Origin of the sequence: Clostridium intestinale (assembly GCF_035905475.1) — a bacterium.
Classification (GTDB): domain Bacteria; phylum Bacillota; class Clostridia; order Clostridiales; family Clostridiaceae; genus Clostridium_T; species Clostridium_T intestinale.
In genome coordinates this window covers 2,886,097-2,902,992 of the sequence record NZ_CP121166.1, presented here as the reverse complement: position 1 = coordinate 2,902,992, position 16,896 = coordinate 2,886,097, and the positions used below count along the sequence as shown (strand labels likewise).

The 16,896-nt window shown below is 32.1% G+C and carries 21 protein-coding genes; 18 read left to right on the top strand and 3 right to left on the bottom strand.

The genetic code is table 11. From position 1 onward, the window contains the following. Positions 1 to 89 precede the first annotated feature (89 nt). Positions 90 to 860: an alpha/beta hydrolase gene (locus P8F83_RS14940; RefSeq protein WP_326511747.1), complete on the top strand. Its 771-nt coding sequence runs from the start codon at positions 90 to 92 to the stop codon at positions 858 to 860. 131 nt (positions 861 to 991) lie between these two features. Here P8F83_RS14940 and P8F83_RS14935 read toward each other — a convergent pair whose 3' ends face one another. From P8F83_RS14935 to P8F83_RS14925, 3 genes are all read right to left on the bottom strand, one after another. Continuing rightward, positions 992 to 1,315: a hypothetical protein gene (locus P8F83_RS14935; protein ID WP_326511746.1), complete on the bottom strand. Its 324-nt coding sequence runs from the start codon at positions 1,313 to 1,315 to the stop codon at positions 992 to 994. Between the two features lie 148 nt (positions 1,316 to 1,463). Next, positions 1,464 to 1,901: an ImmA/IrrE family metallo-endopeptidase gene (locus P8F83_RS14930; protein WP_021800378.1), complete on the bottom strand. Its 438-nt coding sequence runs from the start codon at positions 1,899 to 1,901 to the stop codon at positions 1,464 to 1,466. A gap of 15 nt (positions 1,902 to 1,916) precedes the next feature. Then, positions 1,917 to 2,348 carry a helix-turn-helix domain-containing protein gene (locus tag P8F83_RS14925; RefSeq protein ID WP_243186691.1) on the bottom strand — a complete coding sequence of 144 codons (432 nt, stop codon included), beginning with the start codon at positions 2,346 to 2,348 and terminating at the stop codon, positions 1,917 to 1,919. A gap of 211 nt (positions 2,349 to 2,559) precedes the next feature. Between P8F83_RS14925 and P8F83_RS14920 the strand changes: the two genes are divergently transcribed. The 17 genes from P8F83_RS14920 to P8F83_RS14840 all read left to right on the top strand — a co-directional run bounded on the left by P8F83_RS14920 (position 2,560) and on the right by P8F83_RS14840 (position 16,895). After that, entirely contained in the window at positions 2,560 to 3,081 is a 522-nt protein-coding gene (locus P8F83_RS14920) for a hypothetical protein (protein ID WP_326511745.1), read from the top strand. A 499-nt stretch (positions 3,082 to 3,580) separates the two neighbouring features. After that, positions 3,581 to 3,865 carry a head-tail connector protein gene (locus P8F83_RS14915; RefSeq protein ID WP_021800381.1) on the top strand — a complete coding sequence of 95 codons (285 nt, stop codon included), beginning with the start codon at positions 3,581 to 3,583 and terminating at the stop codon, positions 3,863 to 3,865. Between the two features lie 9 nt (positions 3,866 to 3,874). Then, the gene (locus tag P8F83_RS14910; RefSeq protein ID WP_326511744.1) at positions 3,875 to 4,216 is read left to right on the top strand and encodes a phage head closure protein; all 342 of its coding nucleotides are present in this window, start codon (positions 3,875 to 3,877) and stop codon (positions 4,214 to 4,216) included. Beyond that, entirely contained in the window at positions 4,213 to 4,689 is a 477-nt protein-coding gene (locus P8F83_RS14905) for a phage tail terminator family protein (protein WP_326511743.1), read from the top strand. Before P8F83_RS14910 ends, P8F83_RS14905 begins: the two co-directional genes overlap by 4 nt. A gap of 4 nt (positions 4,690 to 4,693) precedes the next feature. Then, positions 4,694 to 5,749, top strand: coding sequence for a phage tail sheath C-terminal domain-containing protein (locus P8F83_RS14900; RefSeq protein ID WP_326511742.1), 1,056 nt, complete (start codon positions 4,694 to 4,696; stop codon positions 5,747 to 5,749). A gap of 14 nt (positions 5,750 to 5,763) precedes the next feature. Beyond that, on the top strand, positions 5,764 to 6,207 hold the full coding sequence (locus P8F83_RS14895; RefSeq protein WP_073022634.1) for a phage tail tube protein: 444 nt from the start codon (positions 5,764 to 5,766) through the stop codon (positions 6,205 to 6,207). 61 nt (positions 6,208 to 6,268) lie between these two features. Next, positions 6,269 to 6,652, top strand: coding sequence for a phage tail assembly chaperone (locus P8F83_RS14890; protein WP_021800386.1), 384 nt, complete (start codon positions 6,269 to 6,271; stop codon positions 6,650 to 6,652). A 38-nt stretch (positions 6,653 to 6,690) separates the two neighbouring features. After that, positions 6,691 to 6,825 carry a hypothetical protein gene (locus tag P8F83_RS14885; RefSeq protein WP_278335155.1) on the top strand — a complete coding sequence of 45 codons (135 nt, stop codon included), beginning with the start codon at positions 6,691 to 6,693 and terminating at the stop codon, positions 6,823 to 6,825. Between the two features lie 12 nt (positions 6,826 to 6,837). After that, the gene (locus P8F83_RS14880; RefSeq protein ID WP_326511741.1) at positions 6,838 to 9,168 is read left to right on the top strand and encodes a hypothetical protein; all 2,331 of its coding nucleotides are present in this window, start codon (positions 6,838 to 6,840) and stop codon (positions 9,166 to 9,168) included. Between the two features lie 14 nt (positions 9,169 to 9,182). Continuing rightward, the gene (locus tag P8F83_RS14875) at positions 9,183 to 9,788 is read left to right on the top strand and encodes a LysM peptidoglycan-binding domain-containing protein (protein WP_326511740.1); all 606 of its coding nucleotides are present in this window, start codon (positions 9,183 to 9,185) and stop codon (positions 9,786 to 9,788) included. After that, positions 9,785 to 10,795: an XkdQ/YqbQ family protein gene (locus tag P8F83_RS14870; RefSeq protein WP_326511739.1), complete on the top strand. Its 1,011-nt coding sequence runs from the start codon at positions 9,785 to 9,787 to the stop codon at positions 10,793 to 10,795. The genes P8F83_RS14875 and P8F83_RS14870 overlap by 4 nt, the downstream gene beginning before the upstream one ends. Position 10,796: 1 nt before the next feature. After that, complete coding sequence (locus P8F83_RS14865) at positions 10,797 to 11,045, top strand: hypothetical protein (protein WP_326511738.1); 249 nt, start codon at positions 10,797 to 10,799, stop codon at positions 11,043 to 11,045. A gap of 1 nt (position 11,046) precedes the next feature. Next, complete coding sequence (locus tag P8F83_RS14860) at positions 11,047 to 11,490, top strand: DUF2634 domain-containing protein (RefSeq protein WP_326511737.1); 444 nt, start codon at positions 11,047 to 11,049, stop codon at positions 11,488 to 11,490. Continuing rightward, positions 11,480 to 12,538 (top strand): baseplate J/gp47 family protein, encoded by a 1,059-nt coding sequence (locus P8F83_RS14855; RefSeq protein ID WP_326511736.1) that lies wholly within the window; start codon positions 11,480 to 11,482, stop codon positions 12,536 to 12,538. Before P8F83_RS14860 ends, P8F83_RS14855 begins: the two co-directional genes overlap by 11 nt. A 1-nt stretch (position 12,539) precedes the next feature. Beyond that, complete coding sequence (locus tag P8F83_RS14850; RefSeq protein WP_326511735.1) at positions 12,540 to 14,144, top strand: hypothetical protein; 1,605 nt, start codon at positions 12,540 to 12,542, stop codon at positions 14,142 to 14,144. Positions 14,145 to 14,147: 3 nt separating this feature from the next. Next, on the top strand, positions 14,148 to 14,759 hold the full coding sequence (locus P8F83_RS14845) for a YmfQ family protein (RefSeq protein ID WP_326511734.1): 612 nt from the start codon (positions 14,148 to 14,150) through the stop codon (positions 14,757 to 14,759). A 12-nt stretch (positions 14,760 to 14,771) separates the two neighbouring features. After that, the gene (locus tag P8F83_RS14840) at positions 14,772 to 16,895 is read left to right on the top strand and encodes a hypothetical protein (RefSeq protein ID WP_326511733.1); all 2,124 of its coding nucleotides are present in this window, start codon (positions 14,772 to 14,774) and stop codon (positions 16,893 to 16,895) included. Position 16,896 lies beyond the last annotated feature (1 nt).

Here is a 16,896-nt window from a genome sequence, read left to right as displayed (position 1 = left end):
AACTTATGGTTTAAATTGTGTGCAATCGAACAAAATGATATAATAAAGGCATATGGAATAAATAAAACTACAGGAAATGAGGAGAAACCATGTCTGAGAAAACAAGTAAAAAATCTTGTTCAAGGAAGAAAAAAGTTTTATTAGTTGTAGCTGTTATTTTATTAGCCTTTGTCATAGGGATTGTAAGATATTTAACATTTTCTCTTCCAGCAGATGAAGAGGCAGTTGCTGCAATGGCATCTAAAAAGGATGTGATTGTAGAAGAGGTTGGAAATACTATTGTATTTAGTCCTGTGAATGAAAAAACAAACATAGGTTATATTTATTATCCTGGTGGACAAGTAGATCCTAAAAGTTTTGCTTATGCAGCAGAGAAAATTGCAGAGAGTGGAATTAAGGTAGTGATACAGAAGATGCCTTTCAATTTGGCTTTTTTCGGTAAAGATAGAGCACTTGATGTTATTGATCGTTATCCTGAAATAGATAAGTGGTATATAGGCGGATTTTCGCTAGGTGGAGTTGCTGCAAGTATGGTGGCTTCTGATAATCCAGATAATTTTGAAGGAATCATTTTATATGCAAGTTATACAACAAAGAAATACTCTTTGGCAAATACTGATTTAAAAGTACTTAGCTTATCAGGAAGTAATGATGGACTAGCTACACCAGAAAAAATTGAAGCAGGGAAAGATTTTTTACCAGCTAGTGCAACATATACAGAAATACCTGGAGGAAACCATACTCAGATGGCTGTTTATGGTGAGGGAAATTTACAAAAAGGTGATAATGAAGCTGGGTTAAGTCGTATGGAGCAGCAGAAGACTATAATAGAAGATACTGTTAAATTTATTAAAAATTAATAAAAATTTATAGCCACAAACAAAGAATTAGTCTTTGCTTGTGGCTTTTTGCTATCATTACAAACATTAGTTATTTTAAGAGTAAAAATACATAGTTATACAGGCTAAATCAGAAAAAAATTGAATCTAGTTTAAGATATAAATACTTCAGTCGTTCCCAGTATAATAAGTCTATAATGAGCTTTCATAGGTAGCAATCTTTGTTTAGATGAATCAGGCATTAACTTGATAAATTGTATCATCTCATCATGATCATCAAAAAGTATTACAAAAGCCATTTCCGTTTTAGAAGTGTTTTGAATTTCATAAATCTTATCTAAATCCAGAGCTAAATTAGCTGTATCATAAATCCCTTCTTTTATCAAGTTCCCTTGAGGAATGGCTAGAGTTTTAATACTAAAAGAATTAAATAATATACAAATGAATACTAATGTTAAGACAAATATTTTTTTCATTATATTCACTCCTTTCAGTAGTAGAATTTGCAAAGGAGAAAATATTATTCCGACACATATTATCCCAAAAGAAGAAAAGTATAACTACATCTGCAAACATATGTTCTTTTAAAAACAAAAATATATAGATGCGCCTGCATCAATTCTTTTAATCTTCTATATTAAATCTAACTTTTAGTAAAGGAAGAGGAATACTTTCACAACAAGCTATTTGCTCAAGGGTATAGCCAGAGTATACGGTTAGTATATCTGAAGGAATTAATAACCTTGCAGCAAAATAATTAGCTTGTTTTTCTAATTTATTAACAGAGTAGAAGGTGTTATTAATTAGAAAAGAAGTATTTGCATTAGGGTGAAAGATTGCGTGCCCTAATTCATGACCACAGGTAAATAGTTGTTTTGAATATGATAAATCTTCATTTACATGTATCATTTTTTGTCTAACAAACTTGTTATAATACCCATTTATTAAGCCTAATGGCTCTTTTATAATAATTATGTTTTCTCCTTTAGCTATCTCAAAAGGATTATTAGTTTTATATTTTTTTACTAATTTCTCTATCTTATTATCTATATTATCTCTCAATATCCCACACCCCATTTATTTCTTATATTTATTGGGAGTAAATTTATTTTTAGCTATTTGCTTAGCTAATCTCATGGAGTTTTCTAAACTGATTCTAAGTAGTTCTTTAGTTTCTTCATCAATAGGTTCACCATCGAACATTAATCCAGACTGATCACTTTGTAGTTGTTCTAAGGTTTGACTTAGAGCTTTGCTTATATCTTTTTGATCCTTATTGTTTAATTCAGAGGTATAGTTAATATCCTTTTCGTCAGATAAAAGGTAATCAACTGTAATTCCAAAATAGCTCGCTAACTTTATTAATAGTTCTTTACTTGCTCCACGATCATTTCTTTCAATCATTCCTATTGTAGACTGAGATATCTTTAAATCATCAGCCAATTCTTTTTGGGTTAATTTCTTTTTTTGCCTTAAGGCTTTAATTTTATCACCTAACAATTTAATCACCTCTTGTATACATAATAACACTATATGTGATAAAAGCAAGAGTATTTTTAAGAAATATTATGAAAAATAGAGATAAAATACATTTAATCACTAAAAGTAATTAAAAATAGTACTATTAGTGATTAGGATTATATCACTTTAAGTGATAATATTGTTATATAAAGTAAGAGTGCTCTTAACATAATAAGATTATAAATAAAGGAGATAGATTATGGAACAAGTAATAAATTATGAGGAATTAATACAAAGAGCTGCTGAACTAGGAGCAAAACAAGCTATTAAAGAATATAAAGCTAAAGAGAGAGAAGAGAAAAAGGGAAAGGTATTTCACAATACACGCTTATTAATGAAGAGTTATAATGATTTAAAAAAACATTCTGAGAAGGGAATAGATAGTTTAAAGTTTGCTTTAGATAATGGAGATTATAACACTTTAAGTGAAGATGAAGTGTATATATTATCAATTAAACAGAGCAAAGCTAAAACTTTAGTTATGATAGCTCATATAGATATAGCACTGAAAGAGCTAAAGAAAAGACAAAAGTTAGCAGGAACTTCAGAGCAATATAAGGCACTAGAAATGTTTTATATAGATGAAGCAAGTTATACAGATATACAAGACTACTTCAACTGCGGAATAAATACGCCAAGGCGTTGGATAAATGAAATGATAAACCAATTAAGTGTGTTGCTATTTGGAGTTGATGGATTGAAGCTGGATATGGTGATGTAGTGGTAAAAAGTTGGAGTTTTAATAGTAATTAAGACGAGCTAAAATGATAGTATGAAGAAATGTATTTAAAACATAATAACTAGAAGGGAGCTTAGCTCTTATGATAGGTTAAAATGGACAAGGTGGTTTTGAACTGATCTTGTCTTTTTTATTGATTAGGCTTGGTTAGATGATAGTAAAAAGTTGGAGTTTTAGTAGTAATTTAAAGATGTTAATATGGTAGTATGAAGTAATTGTATTTAACAGTTACTTATAAGACTTAACTACTAATAATATAATCATGTGTGGTTATATGGTGGTAAAAAGTTGGAGTTTTAATAGTATTTTAAAAGAATTAATATGATATTGTGAAGAAGCTGTATAGTTAATTAAATAATAACAGTAGAGGGACGGAGTATGAAAATTGCTTATGTCCTTTTATTATTCTCTTGAAAGGGGGTGAGGGAAATGCGGAGATAAGTGTATTAATGATAGGTGTATTAAAGGAGGTGAACATTGCTTGAAATTTAGTGAAGTGACGTTACAGGATGTTAAAGCATATGCTAGGATTGATTTTGATTATGAGGACAGTATATTAGAGATTATCTTAGAAGCTATGAAAGAGTATATAAAAAATTGTACAGAGCTTTCATATGAGCAAATAGATGAGAAAAAGGACTTAACCCTTGTGCTGTTGGCTTTATGCAATGAGGTATATGATAATAGACAAGTTACTACACAAAAATCAAATATTAATGTTGTGATTAAATCTATATTAAGTAAATACAACATTAATTTGATATAGGAGAAGTTTATGGAGGCTAATAAATTAAATAGAAAAATAGAGATTCAACAATATACAGAAGTTGAAAATGAGCTTTTTCAAATGATAAGAGAATGGAAAAGTGTAAAAGAGCCTTGGGCATTGGTTAGATATCTCGGAAGTGAAGTAAAAAAGTTCGAAGAGATAGGTAAAGAAGAGCTTCATGTAGATTATGTAATAGTTATTAGATATAGACCAGGAATAACTACACATATGAGGGTTAAATACCTAGATAAAATACTTAATATTGATTCTATAATTAATATTGGGGAGCAAAATAAAGAGCTGTGTCTACTTTGTAAGTTCCAAGGAGAGGAGGATTTTAGAGCTTGATTAGTTATGAAAATATATTAAAAGCTATAAATAATCTTCTAAAAGTTAATCTTCCAGAAGTTAATAGAATATCTGATGAAATAATCAGTAGGTTTAAGAAACCTGCTTTTTTTACGCAGTTAAATAGCACATCAGAGAAAGATTTTAATGATTATTTAGAGAAAAAAGTAACAATTAATATTATCTATTTTTCAGATGTAGATTCTAATGTAGATAATGTAAAAATGATTGATAAGTTAAACTCTATATTTACAAATAACCTAGAGATTGAGGACAGGGTTTTAACTATATCAGAAAAAAGATATTCGCTGATTGATAATATCCTTCAGTTTAAGTTTGATTTAGATTTCAGTGATACCTGTGAGTTCATCGAGATTGAAGATGTATATATACCCGAAAGCATAATAAATAAGGGGTCAGGGTATAGTGAAGAAAATATAGAAACCCCAAAAGAATTAGAAAGCGAGGTTTAATAATATGGGATTACCAGAAGTAATAATAAATTTTAACAGCAAGGCAAGTAATGTTATTGAAAGAAGTGGGAGAGGAATAGTAGCTTTAGTAATACAGGATTCCACTAAACAAATTGAGAGTGCAGCTTATAAGGGATTAGAAGAGGTTAATAAGGAAGACTATACTGCGGAGAATTATGATTATATATCAATGATTTTTAAGGGTTCTCCTAATAAAGTTATAGTAGAGAGAGTTGGACAAGTTACTGACTATACTGAGGTATTACAAAGATTAAAAAGTAAAAGATTTAACTACCTAACTATTCCTAAAATAATAGAAGGACAAGCTGAGGTAGTAGTTTCATGGATAAGAAATTGCAGAAAAAATGATAAGAAAACTTTTAAAGCAGTTTTACCTAATGTAGCAGCTGACTATGAAGGCGTTATAAACTTTTCAACTGATAAAGTGAAGGTTGGAAGTAAGGTATATTCTATAGCTGAGTATTGCCCAAGAATTGCAGGAATATTGGCAGGATTATCATTAAGCAGAAGTGCTACTTATCTTGTATTAAGTGAAGTTGAAGCTATTGAAGAAAATGAAAATCCTAATGATGCTGTAGATGAAGGCAAGCTTATCTTAATAAGTGATGGAGAAAAAATTAAAATAGCAAGAGGTGTTAATAGCTTAGTAACTTTAACTGATGATAAGAATGAAGACTTTAAAAAGATCAAAATAGTTGAGGCTATGGACTTAGTTAATGATGATATTAGAGAAACTTTTGAGGATTCTTATGTAGGTCAAGTTATTAATGACTATGATAATAAAAGCTTATTTTTAGCTGCAATAAACTCATATTTTAAGGAATTAGAAGGAGATAATATTTTAGATTCTAATTCAGAAAACAAGGCTGATATAAATGTTTCAGCACAAAAGAAATACTTGATTGAAAAGCAAGTTGATGTAACTAATCTAAATGATCAACAAGTTAAAGAATACAATACTGGAAGCAAGGTGTTTGTAACATCTAGTGTCAAATTCGTTGATGCTATGGAAGACTTATACTTTGATATTAATATGTAAGAGGAGGAATTGAAATGGCAAAAATCAGAGGTGGAAATCAAATTAACGGTAGTTGGGGACAAGTATGGTGGGATGGAGAATTAATCCTAGAATTAGATAGCTTTGAGGCTAAGGTTACTGCAAAAAGAGAAGAAGTTAGTATAGGAATGGATGAGGATAGTAAACTTGTAGGTCTTAAGGGTGAAGGAACTATGAAGGTTAAAAAGGTCTATACTAGAGGAAAGAAAAAGCTTTTAGAGGCATGGAAAAAGGGAGAAGATCCTAGAAGTACTTTAGTAGGAAAAATCCAAGATCCTGATACTGTAGGAAAACAAAGCGAGAGAGTTTCAATAGGTAACGTATGGTTTAGTGAACTTACTCTTTTAACTTTTGAAAAATCTAAAAAAGGTGAAGAAGAGTATAAGTTTGGATTTACTCCAAGCGATGCAAGCTTTATGGATACTATACAAGTTATATAAAAATTTAAGTAGATGTCTCTAAAGGGACATCTACAAATATTACATTATTGGAGGATTTTAAATGAGTACAAAAAACAATTCTATGGCAAGTAAGAAATTAAATATAAAGGATCTAATAGCAAATGCTGAAAGATTAAAGAAAAGGAAAGAAGAAACTAAAGAGTTAAGAGTTAAATCACTAGATGGAAATATTGTAATAGGAAAACCAGATAGACAGCTTATTTTAGAAGCAATGGATATGAAGGATGAAGATGGGGATTTATATCTAGTTTATGAATGTGTACTAGAGCCAAATCTAAAGGACAAAGAACTTCAAGAAGCTTATGGAGTAAATGGATATGAAATAGTAGATGCAATATTCGAGGTTGGAGAAATAAGCTCTATTTCCAAAGAAATAACTAAATTCGCTGGCTATGGAGATAGTGTTGAAGAAATAAAAAACTAATAAAAGGTGATTTAGATTTATACTTTTTACACTATTATGTGCAGAAAGGTTATACTCTAGATTACCTTTTAAATTTATCTCTTTCTGAGAAACTTTTTTATGAAAGCAGCATGAGCCTAGCTTTTGATGAAAAGGTTGAAGAAATAAAAGCAAGAGCACAATTTATCCTTTAAGGAGGTGGTAATTTGGCAGGGATTAGTTATGAAATAGGAGCAATAGTTACCTTAAAAGACATGACAGCTTCAGTGTGGACAAAGCTTCAAAAGCAGCAAGATGATTTTAAGAAAAGTATTAAGGAAACAAAAAAAGATTTAGAAAGTGCGTTTAGTGGTAGTATTTCTATTAAATTAGATACTTCAAGTTTTATGAGCTCTATAAATGAAGTTAAAAATCAGGTTAATAATATACAATCTACAAGCGTTGAAGTAAATGTGCATATAAACAAGAAGGAAGAAGAGGCTCCTAAACCTAAAAGTAAAACTAGAGAAGAGATTGATGAGAAGAAGAAAGAGTTAAAACAGGCATTCAATGAAAAGTTTCCTTTTAAAGTTGATAATTCTCCGTTTTTATCCAGTATTAGAGATGCTAAAAAGGAACTTGATAAGTTAAAGCAAGAAAAGATAGAATTAAAAGCTAAAATGAAGTTAGAAAAACAGCAAAGAGATGAACGTAGAAACGAGATTAAATTAGCTTTTAGAGATGATAGTGTTAATAAATCAAAACAAGAAATAACAAAATTTATATCTTCTCTCAAAAATAAGAATTCAAAGCCATCAGTTAAAAATACAGAAGTCAGTGGGAAAGAGAAGATTAAATCCCTAGGGAAAAAAGCAATAACAGCTGTTAAAGAGAATAAACCATATTATATGACATTAGCATTAAAAGATATGGCAAGTCAAAAAATTAAGTCAATAACTGCAAAGCCTAAGGCCATGACAGTAAGTGCTGTAGCAAAAACGGCATCAGCATTATCAGGAGTAAAAGCATTGGCATCTGTAGTAAAAAAACCTTTTGTTGCGGCTATAGCAGTTAAGGAGCTTGTTACTGAAAAAGTTAAATCTATTAAGAATTCTCTTAGTGAACTAGGGAAAAAAGTTTTCAGTCCAGTAATGCAGCTTAAAGATAATATTGTTGGAAAAGTAGGCATTGCTATGGTTAAAAGCGGAGCTGAATTAGAGCAACAGCAGATATCAATGAAACAAGTTATTGGTGCGAGCAACAAAGGTAAAAGTGATTTAGAAGTATCCAGCATGACAAATAGCTACATGAAAGAGTTAAGAGACAATGGAGCTTCTAATGGATTTGAAAGTAAGGATGTTGTACAGGCAGGTACCAAGGCATTGGGAATTGCTGGTGGAGACACTGGTGAGGCAATGAATTTAGTTAAAATGGCACAGGATATGGCGGCATTAAATCCAGGAAAAACTGCTGCTGAAGCTATGGAAGCATTAGAAGAATTACGTGATGGGGGTACTTCGAAACTAAAAAGTTTTAATATGAATGTATCAGAAGATGATGCTAAGAATTTAGGGCTTAAAGGAGTTATGGATCAAAAACTTAAACCTCAATTTGGTGGAGGAGCAGCGAAAATGGGTCAAAGTGGAGCAGGACTATTTTCTACTATTAAAGAAAAAGTAAAAAATAAAGGACAAGATATAGGTTTAAGTATGCTTGAAAAAATGAAACCTGTACTTTCTGGAATTGTAAAAATATTAGACAGTCCAGGCTTTGCGAATTTCTCTAATAAAATAGGCGCTGGTATAACTTTTGTTTTTGGAAAAATAGGAGAATTTGCAACATTTATTCAAGGAAAGATGCCGCAGATACAAGGGTTTATAGGAGGTGCAATGAATTTTATAGGAGATAAATTTGGCTGGATAGGACAACAAATGCCATCTTTACAACAAATACTTGAAACGGGATGGAATGTAATAGCCAATGTATTTACAGCGGTACAACCACTAATTGAACCTCTTTTGTCTATCTTAATTAATGGAGCAAGACTGATTTATGAAGGTTTTAAAATAGCTTTCCCTTTTATTCAAAACATTGTGACAAGTGTATGGGAAGTTGTTCAGCCTGTATTCCAAGCACTTAGTGAGGGACTAGGTTGGGTTGCTGGTAAATTTGGAAAATTACTTGAGTGGATAGGTGGTGGTTCATCTAGCAGTGATAGTAGCACATCTAGTAGTTCAAGTAGTGGAGGAACAAAGATAGATGTAAGTATTCCCAAAGGTAATGGGTTAATGGCTGGAAGAAGAAATGTAGATGGTGTTCTTGCAAAAGGAATTAACCGAGTTCCTTTTGATGGATATATAGCAGAACTCCATAAAGGCGAGGCAGTTATTCCAGCAAGACAAAATCCTTTTAATTCAAACACCAACTATTCCACAGGTGGAAGCGTAGTTTTTACAAAGCTTGCAGATCAAATAGTTGTTAGAGAAGAAGCTGATATAGATAGAATAGCTGATAAACTTGTTAAACAACTTCAAAAAACAAGCTTTAATAAAGCTTAAAAGGAGGAGAGTATATGGAATTTTGGTTAATACAAGATAATGAAAAATTACAGTTACCTGTACCTCCACAAAGTTTTGAAGTTGGTATTGGTAACATGAATGAAACTATAAATGTTGAGAGTGTAGGGGAAGTTAATCTATTAGGAAAATCCAAGCTTAAAACTATTTCTTTAAGTAGCTATTTTCCGAAGAGAAGATATACTTATTGTCAGTATGAAAATATACCTAAACCTTATGATGCCATAGCTTTGATAGATAAGTTCAGAAAAAATGGTCAGGTAAGAGTTTTAATTACAGAAACTAATATCAATAATGTTTTCTATATAGAGGAATTTACCTACGGTAAAAATGATGAAACTGAAGATGTGATTTTTAACATATCTTTTAAGGAATATAAAAAGGTTACAGTTCCTAAAGTCAGTGTTACTATTACTCCACCAGCACCCCCAAGAGAGGCCCCTAAACCTACTTCTATTACCTATACTGTAAAATCCGGAGATACTCTTTGGGGTATAGCTAAAAAATACTATGGAAATGGAGCTAGGTATCCAGAAATAGCTAGTAGAAATAATATTAAAAATCCCAATCTCATTTATCCAGGGCAGGTGTTTCAGTTATGATTGAGATACATTGTTTATATAAGGACTCTAGCAGTTATTTTAAAAGTAATATAACTGAACTTGTACAGGATATTTCAATTAGTGGAAGCAAAGGAGAAGCTGCTAGAAAGGCAGAGATAACTTTGCTTCATAGTATTTTTGATAAAAATCATGACAATGTTCCACTAAATTCTGGAGCTAAGATATGGATAGTTTTAGACGGGAAAGAGATATTTAGAGGTATAGTATGGGAGCGAGAAATTAATTCAAGTAAGCAATTAACTATAACAGCTTATGACTATTTAATATATCTTCTTAAAAGTTCAGTTACCTACAACTTTCAAAATATATTAGTTGAAGATGGAGTAAAAAAGATAATATCTGATTTAGGAATACCCTATAAAAATATAGAAGCTACAGGAGTAAGAGTTGATAGGCTTATTCAAGATGCAACAGCTTATGATGCAATTATGGAGCTTTACACTCAAGCCTCAAAAGTTAATGGATATCAATATATGCCTATATGTGAAGGTACCGAGGTATCTGTAATGAAGAAGGGAACTGTTTTGTCTGATTATCTTCTTGTAACTAGAGACAGCTTTAAATCTGAGACAAATGAAGGTAATATCATAAATACTAGTTATAAAGATAGCATGGAGAATATGGTAAATGTAGTTAAGATATATGGAGATGAAGGCAGCTATATTGATAAGGTTGAGGATAGTAGCTTGTTTGAATATTATGGGGTAGTTCAAAAGGTTTATCAAAAAGAAGAGGATAAAAATCCTATAACTGTAGCTAAAAACATGCTTCATGGAGTGGATAATGAACTTACTGTAGAGGCTTTAGGCAATTGGAGCTGCAGAACTGGTTATGCTGTAGCTACTGAGATATTTTATATAGATAATTTAAAGAAGGGGATTTTATATATTGATGGTGACTCACACACATGGGATGTAGGAACTAACAAATATACAATGACTCTTAATTTAAGTTACAAAAACGAAATGGATTCAAGAGAGGAATAAAATGATGAAAAATCCTTATAGTGAAATAATAGATTTAATGAGAGTGCAAGGAGCAAGTTATAACCCTCCTAGCATCAAAATAGGAACTATGCTTTCATCAAATGTCCTTAAAGTTGGAGAGCTTCAGGTTAATAAAAGAAATTTACTGATTAATGAGCATTGGGTAAGTAAGTTAAGCACTGGCGATAGTGTTGCAGTATTATCTACAGATGACAGACAAAAATTTATTATACTTTGTAAGGTGGTGTAATATGAGTATATTTCCAAGTAACACAATAAATATTGATGATGTGGTAGCAGATTCAATTAGCAATATAAATAAAGAACTGCCTATGTTTAGAGAGTATGCCTATGATTTTATAGAAAATAAATTTGTAACTATAGATGGAAGAAATATAGTTATGGAAGGCAATGAGGCTCTTAAAATATGGGTATATAAAAACTTAAAGACTCCACGTTTTAGATATCAAGCCTATACGTGGAATTATGGACATGAACTTGAAGGTTTAGTAGGAACAAGTCTTAGTAAGGCAGCTATCGAAAGTGAGGCTAAAAGATATATTGAAGAGTGCTTATTAATAAACCCTTATATCTTATCTATAGAAGATTTAAATATAAATATAGATGGGGATAGGGTGGAGGTTGGCTTTACAATAAACACTATTTATGGGGAGGTGGATATAGTTGTATCTTGAGGATAGTGAGATTATAAAAAGCAGAATGCTGGAGAAAGTATCTAATGATTTAAATAAATCAGAAGGTACTTTTCTTTATGACTCAATTTCACCTATAGCAGAAGAAATAGCGCAAAGCAAACTTCAGTTAGATGAAGTTTTGAAAAGAGTATTTGCAACTACTGCAGCTGAAAATGGTTATTCAGAGGAACTTGAAAAAAGGGCAGCAGAGTATGCAATATATAGAAAAGAGGGAAATAAGGCAAGTGGAAAAGTTAAGTTTTATGGAAGTGAAGGTGCCTTAATATCTAAAGGAACAATAGTACAAACAGAAGGGACTCTTCAATATAAAACATTAGAAGAAATAAGCATAACTAATAAGGAAGCTTCAGTAGGGGTAGAAGCACTATATATAGGAACAAAATACAATGTTCAAAGTAATCTTATTAAAGAACTTCCTATACAAATTTTAGGTATAACCTCAGTTATAAATGAAGAGGGGATATCAGGAGGAACAGAGGTAGAAAGTGATGAGGAGTTACTTAACAGATTATTGCTTAGACAAAGAACTCCAGGGACTTCTGGCAATGCTAATCACTATAAATTATGGGCAACAGAAATAGCGGGAATAGGTGATGCAAAGGTATTTCCTTTATGGAATGGAGCAGGCTCAGTAAAGGTGGTGGTTGTTGATTCAAATAAGCATAAACCTAATGAGACTTTGCTTAATGAAGTAAAAGACAACATTGAAATCAATAGACCAATAGGAGCCGCTGTAACAGTTATAGGAGCTTCAGAAAAGCAAATAAATATAACTGCAAAGGTAGTTTTATCAAATAATTATACAATTTCTCAGATTCAATCAAGGTTTTATTACTTGTTAGAGGATCATTTCAAAGAAATAGCGTTTTCTTCAAGCTATATAAGCTATGCAAAGATAGGTAATATTATATTATCAACACCAGGGGTTTTGGATTACTCAGAATTAAAGGTAAATAATTTAACGATTAATGTAGGGTTACAAGAAGAAGAAATTCCTATTGTTGGAGCCTTGGAACTGGGGGTGTAGTATGTATCCAGAGAAGATTGATAGCTTTGTAGAAAAGTTAAATAAATTGGACAACAACACCTATGTAATTGAGGAAGAGGTAAAACCTGTAAATGGAGTGTATGAAGGGGAGCTTAAACATGACAATATAAGTAATTCAAGCTTAAGAGTTTATACGGGAAGCAAGTTGACAGGAGATAAAATAGAAAACTTTATCCTATCAACCCCAAGTAATACTCCTTGGAAAAAGTCTATAAAGGTATTTTCAAACAGTCAAAAGGTGTATATAACCTATGAAACTCAAGGAGATACAGTTGAGGCAGAGGATATAAATATCCTTCAAGAAAGCATAGTAAATACACAAACAGAGATTGATAGATACAAGACTTCAAATGATAACGAAGTTCTTAATTTAAAAAATAGGGCAACTTCCTTAGAGAATGGAAAAGCAAGTAAAACCTATGTTGATACAGAATTGGCTAAGAAAATGGATAAGACTTCTGCCTACACCAAAACTGAAACAGATCAAAGAATTCAAAATGTTGTAGGAGCTGCACCAGCAGCTTTAGATACTTTAAAAGAATTAGCTGATGCCCTTGGAAATGATGCTAACTTTGCAGGTACAATGACTAGTGCTTTATCTAATAAGGTAGATAAAGTATCAGGAAAACAGCTTTCAACAGAAGACTATACAACAGTTGAAAAAAGTAAGCTAGCAGGAATAGCAGCAAGTGCAAATAACTATGTACACCCAAGCACTCATGCACCAACGGTAATTGTAGAAGATTCAACTCATAGATTTACTACAGACACAGAAAAAGCTAACTGGAATGATTCCAATAGTAAAAAGCACACTCATTCTAACAAATCTATAATAGATGCAATAACTCAAACACTTATGGATACATGGAACAGTGCTTATAGTCATATTTCAGACATAGTAAAACACATAACTGATGATGAAAGAACTATGTGGAATACTATAGTTAACAAAGTGGATAAGGTTGAAGGGAAGCAACTTAGTACTGAGGATTACACAACAACTGAAAAAAGTAAGTTATCAGGAATCGCAGCAAGTGCAAATAACTATATACACCCAAGCACTCATGCAGCAACAGTAATTGTAGAAGATTCAACTCATAGATTTGCTACAGACACAGAGAAAGCTAACTGTAATGATGCAAACACTAAAAAGCACACTCATTCCAATAAATCTATAATAGATGCAATAACTCAAACACTTATTGATACATGGAACAGTGCTTATAGTCATATTTCAGATGTAGTAAAGCACATAACTGATGATGAAAGAATTCTATGGAATACTGTAAGTAATAAAGTTGATAAAGAAACAGGAAAAGTATTGTCCTCTAATGACTTTACCTCAGTATATAAGACTAAAATAGATGGAATAACCACAGGTGCAACCAAGGTTGAGAGCAGTTCTACTAATGGAAATATAAAAATAAATGGCACTGAAAAAACTGTATATACTCATCCTGCAAATCATGATGATAGATATTATACAGAGAGTGAAGCAGACACTAGATTTGCTATAAAAGCAGATTTAGATACGGTGTATATTAGAAAAGGTGTAGTAACCTGGAATGATTTAAAGGGGGTGTAGTTTTTGTATGGTGATAATGTTTATGGATTATTTAATTATGGAAAAGAAACTACCCTAACAGAGGATGAAATTAACTCCAATAAACCTAGACTGTTAGGATATTTGCCTCACTTTCTAAGAGGAGTTTTAGAATTTAAAGAATGGGACAACGTTTCAGGTTATGAAATATCTAAACTTAATTTAGGTATAAAGGATATAATAGCTCAATGTTTTATAGACACTGCAACCTGGGGACTAAACCTATGGGAAGAGCAAATAGGAGTATCAACTGATATAAATAAATCTTATGAAGAAAGAAGAGAAATAATAAAAGCCAGACTTAGAGGAAGTGGAACTGTAACTAAAAAGATGATAAAAGAAACAGCAGAAGCTTTTAGTGGAGGACAGGTTGATATAATCGAACACACTGAAAGCTATTCTTTTACAGTTAGATTTGTTGGCGTAAAAGGTATTCCTAAAAATATGGCAGCCTTTATAGAAATGATAAATACAATTAAGCCTGCACACTTGGATTACGACATAAAGTACACTTATACAGTTTGGAATGATATAAAGTCAAAAGCTTGGAGCAATCTAAGTAATAAAACTTGGAACGAATTAAAAGTTTATGAATAGGAGGAAGAATATTTGAAAACTACAACTAATTATGGATTTAAGCAACCAGAAGGAACAGACATAGTAAATATAGATGATATTTCAGATAACTTTGGGAGCGTAGATACAGAAATTAAAAAAGCAAATGATAAAGTAGTAGCTCATGAAGGAAAAGGTGGAAGTGTTCATGCTGATGTAACAACCACTACTTCTGGGTTTATGAGCGCAGCGGACAAGACAAAGTTAAATGGAGTTGCAACTAATGCCAATAACTACTCCCATCCTACTGGAGATGGAAATTTACATGTACCAGTGACGGGAACAAGCAATAGTGGTAAAGTACTAAAAGCTGGGGCGACTGCTGGTAGTTTAGCATGGGGAACATTGACCTCTACAGATGTGGGAGCTTTACCAACATCACATGAAGGACAAGGGGGAACTGTACACGCAGATGTAACAACAACAGTGTCAGGATTTATGAGTGCAGCAGATAAGACAAAGTTAAATGGAATAGCTGCTGGAGCACAAACAAATCAAAATGCGGTACAAAGTATACAGGCAGTAACTTCATCAGGAACTGCTATAGGAACTGCAACAGCAGCAAGTGCTACTGATACAATTCAATTAAAAGAAGGAAGTAATATAGACATAGCTGTGAGTGGTAAAACATTAACACTAAATAACACTTATAGTTATACTCATCCAACAAGCGATGGAAATTTACATGTACCAGCAACTGGAACAAGTAATAATGGAAAAGTACTAAAAGCTGGAGCAACATCAGGAAGTTTAGAGTGGGGAGCTTTAACTTCTACAGATGTAGGCGCTTTACCAATATCACATGAAGGGCAAGGTGGAAGCGTACACGCAGATGTAACTACAACAACTTCAGGATTTATGAGTGCAGCAGATAAAACAAAATTAAATGGAATAACTTCAGGAGCACAAACAAATCAAAATGCAGTACAAAGTATACAGGCAGTAACTTCATCTGGAACTGCTATAGGAACTGCAACAGCTTCAAACGCCACTGATACAATACAGTTAAAGGAAGGAAATAATATAAGTATAACTGCCAGTGGAAAGGCATTAACTTTAAATAACACGTATAGTTATACCCATCCTACAGGCGATGGAAATGTACATGTTCCAGCTACAGGGACAACAAATAATGGTAAGGTGTTAAAAGCAGGGTCAACAGCAAATAGCGCGTCATGGGGACAAGTTGCTTGGAATGAGGTAACAGGAATTCCTTCAAGTTTTCCAGGTAGTGTAACCGGAAATGCGGCTACAGCAACTAGGCTAGCAAATGCAAGAACTGTTTCTTTAAGTGGTGATGCTACTGGTTCAGTCTCTTTTGATGGTTCAGCTAATGCTAACATAATAGTTACTGTAGCTGATGATAGTCATAATCACATTATTTCAAATGTTGATGGATTACAGTCAGCATTGGATGGGAAATCATCAACATCACATACACATAGTTATTTACCGCTGAGTGGTGGAAGTTTAACTGGCCAAGTATATGCAAATGGGGGAATATATTCACCATGGACAGAAACTAGAAATATAGAACTTAGAGCAAATGGAGGTATGCCATATATAGATTTTAGTAATGATAGTTCAATAGATTATGATGCTAGACTTGTTCTAACGAGTGATGATATTTTAGAAGTACAGGGGGCAAGTCTTGTTACTAATGGTTATTCTTATGTAAGAGATATAAGACCTGGTGGTGATAATGTTTACACGTGTGGTGAGTGGGGAACTTGTTGGTATTCTGTTAGATCCTTCAGATTTGAACAAGCTTCAGATAGAGATAAGAAGTATAATATAAATGAAATAAAAACTGATTATGCCTATAATACCGTTAAAGATATAAAACCATACCTTTATCAGTATATTTCAGAATCTTCATCTGAAGAGACAAAGGAAGATAAAAAACAGCAATTAAAAGAAGCAGAAGAAAAAAATAAAAAAGAGTATTTCATGGGAATAATGGTAGATGAAGCACCTATAGAAATTATAAGCCATGAAAATGAAAAAATGATTGATGTGTACTCTTATACTACAATGATTTTAGGAGCATTAAAGGAAACTATAAAAAAAGTTGAAATATTAGAAGAGGAAGTTAGGAAATTAGGAGGGAATATATAAT